Below are 4,845 nucleotides of genomic sequence, written 5' to 3'. Positions count from 1 at the left end.
GTCACAGATAGTGTCGAGCCGGTCAATCAGCCGCCCCATGTGAGGAAGTCGAGGAGCTGACCGTGAGTAACATCGCAGCCCCGCGCCTGCCGGTTCCGGGTCCGGACCTTCGTGCACCCGGTCAGGGTGGACCCGCGTTCGACGACCAGGTTTTCAACCGTCTGTTGGCCAACCGCATCGTCTTCCTCGGCTCGGTCGTCGAGGACTCGATCGCCAACGCGATCTGTGCGCAGCTCCTGCTGCTCAACGCGGAGGATCCGACCCGCGACATTTTCCTCTACATCAACTCGCCGGGTGGGTCGGTGAGCGCCGGTATGGCGATCTACGACACCATGCAGTTCGTCGAGAACGATGTCGCGACCGTCTCGCTCGGTCTCGCCGCGTCGATGGGGCAGTTCCTGCTCTGCGCCGGTGCGTCGGGTAAGCGATACTCCCTGCCGCACGCGCGGATCATGATGCACCAGCCGTCCGGTGGGATCGGGGGCACCGCCTCCGACATCGCCATCCAGGCGGAGCAGATGCTCTACACCAAGCGGATGATGCAGGAGCGCATCGCCTTCCACACCGGTCAGCCGATCGAGCAGATCGAGCGCGACTCCGACCGGGACCGGTGGTTCACCGCCGAGGAGGCCAAGGACTACGGCTTCGTCGACCACGTCGTCCAGCAGGCCCGCCAGGTTCCCAGCGAAGGCCCGGTGAGCTGAGCGGAGCCCCCGCTCACCGGATCGAACCGTCGTCATCCGTCCCGGAGGCAGCCACCATGTTCCACGACACGCTGTACCAGCAGATGCGGCACGAGCAGGCCCGCCAGGCAGCCGCCCAGTCGCAGGGCCGCTACGTCCTGCCGAACATCATCGAGAAAACCTCCCGCGGCGAGTACGGCATGGATCCGTACTCGAAGCTGCTCAAGGAGCGGATCGTCTTCCTCGGTGTGCAGATCGATGATGTGTCGGCGAACGACGTGATGGCGCAGTTGCTGTTCCTGGAGTCCGAGGATCCCGACCGGGATATCTCGATCTACATCAACTCGCCGGGTGGGTCGTTCACGTCGTTGACGGCGATTTACGACACGATGCAGTTCGTGCGGCCGGACATCTCGACGATCTGCATGGGGCAGGCGGCGTCGGCGGCGGCGGTGCTGCTGGCGGCGGGCACGCCGGGGAAGCGGTTCGCGCTGGAGAACAGCCGGATCCTCATCCACCAGCCGTCGGCGCAGGGCGAGGGCCAGTCGAGCGACATCGAGATCCAGGCGCGGGAGATCCTGCGGATGCGGTCCCTGCTGGAGCGGATGCTCGCCGTCCACACCGGCAAGAAGGAAGAGGACATCCGCAAGGACATCGAGCGTGACAAGATCTTCAGTGCCGACGAGGCCAAGGAGTACGGCCTGATCGACGAGGTCATCAAGACCCGGAAGTCCGCCCGGCTCGCCACCGCTCGCTGAGGTGCCGGGCCGGCGGTCCGACCCCGCGGTCGGAGCCTCGCGAGGCGTGACGTCTCGCGAGGCCGGCACGCGGTCGTCGGCCGTCGGCCGCTACCACACCCGACGCGCCGACGCGGTGAAACCCGGTCAGCAGTTCTCGTCCGTGACGCGATGGCCTAATGGGACTGCGTGGACGGGCGAGGACGGCCAAGGTGACCGTAGGCTGACCGGTATGAGCCGAGCGATTGGGCTCTCACCGGACGGCTCGGCGGGGTACCGTCCCCACGGGGATGGTTGCAGGCAGACACGCGACGACTGGGCGGTGTCAACCGCCCCTGACATGCAGGCGACACCATCGTCTGGACGAAGGGACTGAGTCCTCGGTGGCACGCATCGGTGATGGCGGTGACCTGCTCAAGTGCTCGTTCTGCGGTAAGTCGCAGAAGCAGGTGAAGAAGCTCATCGCCGGCCCTGGCGTCTATATCTGCGACGAGTGCATCGATCTCTGCAACGAGATCATCGAGGAGGAGCTGTCCGAATCCTCCGAGCTCAAGTGGGACGAACTGCCCAAGCCACGCGAGATCTACGAGTTCCTCGACAGTTACGTGGTGGGGCAGGAGACGGCGAAGAAGACCCTCTCCGTCGCGGTCTACAACCACTACAAGCGGGTCCAGGCGGGCGGATCCAGCGGTGACGGGAGCAAGGGCGAGGTCGAGCTCGCGAAGAGCAACATCCTGCTGCTCGGGCCGACGGGCTGCGGCAAGACGCTGCTCGCCCAGACTCTCGCGCGAATGCTCAACGTCCCGTTTGCCATCGCCGATGCCACCGCGCTGACCGAGGCGGGCTACGTCGGGGAAGACGTCGAGAACATTCTGCTCAAACTCATTCAGGCCGCCGACTATGACGTTAAAAAGGCCGAGACCGGGATTATCTACATCGACGAGGTCGACAAGATCGCCCGGAAGTCGGAGAACCCGAGCATCACGCGGGACGTGTCCGGTGAGGGCGTGCAACAGGCCCTGTTGAAGATCCTCGAAGGCACCACGGCCAGCGTGCCGCCACAGGGCGGGCGCAAGCACCCGCATCAGGAGTTCATCCAGATCGACACGACGAACGTGCTGTTCATCGTGGGCGGGGCGTTCGCCGGGCTCGACCGGATCATCGAGTCGAGGATCGGCAAGAAGTCGCTGGGGTTCCGCGCCGTACTGCACGGCAAGGACGACCCGGACGGATCCGACGTCTTCGGCGACATCATGCCCGAGGACCTGCTGAAGTACGGCATGATTCCGGAGTTCATCGGCCGGCTCCCGGTGATCACCAGCGTGTCCAACCTGGATCGGGAGGCGCTGATCCGCATCCTCACCGAGCCGAAGAACGCCCTCGTCCGCCAGTACAAGCGACTGTTCGAGCTGGACAGCGTCGACCTCGACTTCACCTCGGACGCGCTCGAGGCCATCGCGGACCAGGCGATCCTGCGTGGGACCGGTGCCCGCGGGCTGCGAGCGATCATGGAAGAGGTCCTGCTCTCGGTGATGTACGACATCCCGAGCCGCAAGGACGTGGCCCGGGTCGTCGTCACCCGCGAGGTCGTGCTGGAGCACGTCAATCCGACGCTGGTCCCGCGCGACGTCGTGTCCAAGCGGCCTCCCCGCCAGGAGAAGTCGGCCTGACGGCGCCCACCCGGCGCCCACTCAGTGCATCCCGTGCGTCGGGTCCAGCGCGGTCAGGGTCCGGCGGGCCTCAGCCAGATGGTAGAAGGACCCGGTCACCAGGATCGCCCCACCCGGCCCCGCCGCGTCCCGCAGGGCGTGGCGGACGGCGCAGCCGACGTCGGAGGCGGCGTGGGCCGGCATCCCCCGCGCCCGCGCCGCGGAGACCAGGCGCTCGGCGTGGATGGCCCGCGGTGACGCCGGTTCGCAGGCGATCAGCGAGCTGATCGGTTGGTGGCGCAGTTCCGCGAGAGTCCCCTCGTAGTCGTGACCGCGCAGCGCCCCGTAGACGACGGTCCACTCCCGCCCGGGGAACTCCTCACCCAGGGACCGGGCGAGCGCCGCGCCCGCTGCCGGGTTGTGCGCCCCGTCAAGCACGCACAGCGGCTGTGCGCGCACGATTTCCAGGTGTCCCGGCGCCCGGACGCCCCCGAGACCGGTCCGGACCACGGCGTCGGGGAGGGGATGACCGGCGAAGGTCTCCACGGCGGCCAGGGCGCACGCCGCGTTGGCATCCTGATAGGCACCGTGCAGGGACAGCCGCACGTCGTCGTAGCGCGCCTGCGGGGTGCGGAAACCGCCCCGTCGACCCGCCGCGTCCGGGTGGCCGGCGACCGCGGCGAAGTCCTGGCCCAGCCGCAGGATATCCGTGGCCGGGGTCCGGGCGAAGATGTCGTAGAAGTGGGGGTCCACCTCGCCGAGCACCAGGTGACTGCCGGGCTTGACGATCCCGGCCTTCTCGCGGGCCACGCCCGCCATACTCCCGGCGTAGTCCAGATGATCCGCGCCGATGCTGGTGACGACCGCGACCCGCCCGTCGGCGATGTTCGTGGCGTCCCAGCGGCCGAGCAGGCCCACCTCGACCACGGCGACGTCGACGGCCAGGTCGGCGAACCATCGGAAGGCGGTGGCCGTCAGCAGCTCGAAGAAGGTGGGCCGTCCGCTCATCGGGGCGGCCGCGTCCAGGACGGTGCCCACGCAGCGTCCGAATTCCTCGTCGCCGATCGGTTGGCCGTCGACGACCAGGCGCTCGTTCACCCGCTCCAGATGCGGACTGGTGTACAGCCCCACCCGCAGCCCCGCCGCGCCCAGCAGCGCCGAGATGATCCGCGCCGTCGAGGTCTTGCCGTTCGTGCCGGTCAGATGGATCAGCGGAACCGCCCGGTGCGGATCCCCGAGCCGGCCCGCCAGCTCCCGCATCCGGTCGAGGCTCGGCACCGGCCGACCCGCCGGCATCGTCTGCTTCTCGAGATCCACCGTGTTGTTCAGGGCGGCCCACGCCGACTCGTACGTCCACTTCACAGGCTGGTTCCACTTCACCGGCTGGTTTCGCCCTCCTTCGACCTGGGGTCGACAGTAGTCCGCGGGAGTCTGCGGGCAGGTGCGCCGGACGCGTCCTCTGCGGGGGGAGCGCGGGCACCTGCGCGGGCACTTGCGTGGGCGGGAGTGAACCCGGTGGACCCGGACCATCGGGCCGTACCATCGGGGATGTGACAGGCGCCGCCGGGACCACCGGAACCGCCCATGCTCCTGATCATGAGCGGGAGGGCCCACGCGCGTTCGCGGCCGAGTGCTCCCGGCGCCGCGAGGTCCGCGCCCGGCCGGACTTCGACCGGCTGAGCCGTCTGCTGGATCTGCTCGGCCAGCCGCAGCGGGCCCTTCCAAGCATCGTGGTGACCGGCTCGGTGGGGAAGAGCTCCACGGTGTCGGCGATTA

At 68.2% G+C, this 4,845-nt stretch carries 4 protein-coding genes and 1 pseudogene; 4 read left to right on the top strand and 1 reads right to left on the bottom strand.

Translation table 11 applies throughout. The features are described from left to right. Positions 1-62: 62 nt before the first annotated feature. The 3 genes from ACY5KJ_RS01550 to clpX all read left to right on the top strand — a co-directional run bounded on the left by ACY5KJ_RS01550 (position 63) and on the right by clpX (position 3,090). A complete protein-coding gene (locus ACY5KJ_RS01550) occupies positions 63-704 on the top strand; it encodes an ATP-dependent Clp protease proteolytic subunit (RefSeq protein WP_011435649.1) in 642 nt (213 codons plus the stop codon). Positions 705-787: 83 nt separating this feature from the next. After that, complete coding sequence (locus tag ACY5KJ_RS01545; protein WP_462202595.1) at positions 788-1,441, top strand: ATP-dependent Clp protease proteolytic subunit; 654 nt, start codon at positions 788-790, stop codon at positions 1,439-1,441. A gap of 362 nt (positions 1,442-1,803) precedes the next feature. Continuing rightward, the gene (gene clpX, locus ACY5KJ_RS01540; RefSeq protein ID WP_462186098.1) at positions 1,804-3,090 is read left to right on the top strand and encodes an ATP-dependent Clp protease ATP-binding subunit ClpX; all 1,287 of its coding nucleotides are present in this window, start codon (positions 1,804-1,806) and stop codon (positions 3,088-3,090) included. A gap of 21 nt (positions 3,091-3,111) precedes the next feature. On the opposite strand, the gene ACY5KJ_RS01535 is transcribed toward clpX, so the two are convergent. Continuing rightward, on the bottom strand, positions 3,112-4,431 hold the full coding sequence (locus ACY5KJ_RS01535) for a bifunctional folylpolyglutamate synthase/dihydrofolate synthase (RefSeq protein ID WP_462186097.1): 1,320 nt from the start codon (positions 4,429-4,431) through the stop codon (positions 3,112-3,114). Positions 4,432-4,619: 188 nt separating this feature from the next. Between ACY5KJ_RS01535 and ACY5KJ_RS01530 the strand changes: the two are divergent. Next, positions 4,620-4,845, top strand: a pseudogene (locus ACY5KJ_RS01530) (dihydrofolate synthase); the annotation flags it as partial.

The sequence above is a fragment of the Frankia sp. CcWB3 genome, assembly GCF_977927595.1.
The sequence above is the reverse complement of the archived record's forward strand: the minus strand, read 5'-3'. Positions and strand labels throughout refer to the sequence as shown.